This window comes from Sodalis-like endosymbiont of Proechinophthirus fluctus, assembly GCF_001602625.1.
Lineage (GTDB): Bacteria > Pseudomonadota > Gammaproteobacteria > Enterobacterales > Enterobacteriaceae.
Window position 1 is genome coordinate 866 of the sequence record NZ_LECR01000008.1, and the last position, 1,379, is coordinate 2,244.

Below are 1,379 nucleotides of genomic sequence, written 5' to 3' on the forward strand. Positions count from 1 at the left end.
ACTGAGGCCGACCACCGACCGCGTGCGGGAGACGCTGTTCAACTGGTTGGCGCCTATCATTCAGGAGGCTCGCTGCCTGGATTGTTTCGCCGGCAGCGGCGCATTAGGTATGGAGGCCCTATCGCGCGGGGCCGCGAGCGTCACGCTGCTAGAACAGGATCACGCTGTCAGCACCCAGCTCGCCAGGAATCTGCAGGTATTGCAGGCACAGCAGGCACAGGTCATCACTACCGACAGCCTGCGCTGGCTCGCGCAGCCTGGCGATGTATTTAATGTGGTTTTTATCGATCCTCCCTTCCGGCAAGGCATGATAATCGATACCGTGGCTGTACTGGAGCGGAACCGGCGTCTGGCCGACAACGCCTGGATTTACATTGAAACCGAAACGGAAGGCCCCGCTCCTGATGTGCCGGTTCACTGGCAGCCATATCGGGAAAAAGTTGCCTGGCAAGTAGCATATCGGCTCTATATCCGTCACGCCACGCCGGAGAAGAAAATATGATACTGATTAATTTGGGCCGTCTTTTAATGCAAATGATATGGAGATTTTTGTTGTTCAACCTGATTCAACCGTTCCCGAAGCTGCTGAAATATTTCCTTGTCCCGCCCAGCCGGCCACGTTCGTTAACGTCCGTCAAGGTTATACGCAGAAACACCATCGCCCCACGGACGTGGCTATGACGTCTTCACAATATCTTGCCGGAGAATTACAGCTTTTTACCGGGCAAATAGGGGAATATCATCACGTTATCGCACAAATCGGAGATGCAGGCGCTGCCCTTTTCCATCACGACGTCGATGCGAATAACTGCTTGCAGCGGAATGTAACTATAGCTAACGCCGCTGAACTCCATCTTCAGTTTTTCTTCAGATGGATCGACCACTAGATTGGCGTGGCTGGTGAACACAAAATCGCCGATTTCGATAAAGCCGAACAAAGGGCTCTAATTCAGCTCACGTACAACTAACTGATAATTTTTTCCATTGTTAACAAACTGAATGTGATAAATAGGCCGCTCGCTGCTCATAAGCCTGCTGTCTCCCACAAATATGTACGCATGAATTGCGTAGGAAAAAAGTGGCGCTAACATAGTATGATGGCCGACAGCGCGCATCTGCCTCGATAAAGATAATCAAGGCCATCGGCACGCCAACACCATTGCTCGATGCCACGTACGCCCGCCATCGCGGGCTAAAACGCCGAAACTCCACTCACCACGGACCAAAAGGAACGCCAATGCTTTGGTCTTTTATGACAGTAGTCTTATCGGGATAGCTATACGTAATGTGAACCAGTCTGGCAGCGCTGACTGTTTCAGACCATCACGCTGCTGTTGCTACTGGCGCTTGCCTAGCAGGCGCCAGACCTAAATGCCACC

At 52.1% G+C, this 1,379-nt stretch carries 1 protein-coding gene and 2 pseudogenes; 2 read left to right on the top strand and 1 reads right to left on the bottom strand.

Annotated features, from left to right (window positions below; translation table 11 throughout):
• Both rsmD and BG74_RS15565 read left to right on the top strand, forming a co-directional pair.
• Nucleotides 1-502: 16S rRNA (guanine(966)-N(2))-methyltransferase RsmD (gene rsmD, locus BG74_RS00940; RefSeq protein ID WP_073961023.1), on the top strand; the 502-nt coding region annotated here is incomplete at its 5' end.
• A pseudogene (locus BG74_RS15565) lies at nt 499-600 on the top strand (DUF1145 domain-containing protein); the annotation flags it as partial. The gene rsmD and the pseudogene BG74_RS15565, both read left to right, overlap by 4 nt.
• 107 nt (nt 601-707) lie before the next feature.
• On the opposite strand, the pseudogene BG74_RS00950 reads toward BG74_RS15565, so the two are convergent.
• A pseudogene (locus BG74_RS00950) lies at nt 708-1,028 on the bottom strand (DUF1820 family protein).
• Between the last annotated feature and the right edge of the window lie 351 nt (nt 1,029-1,379).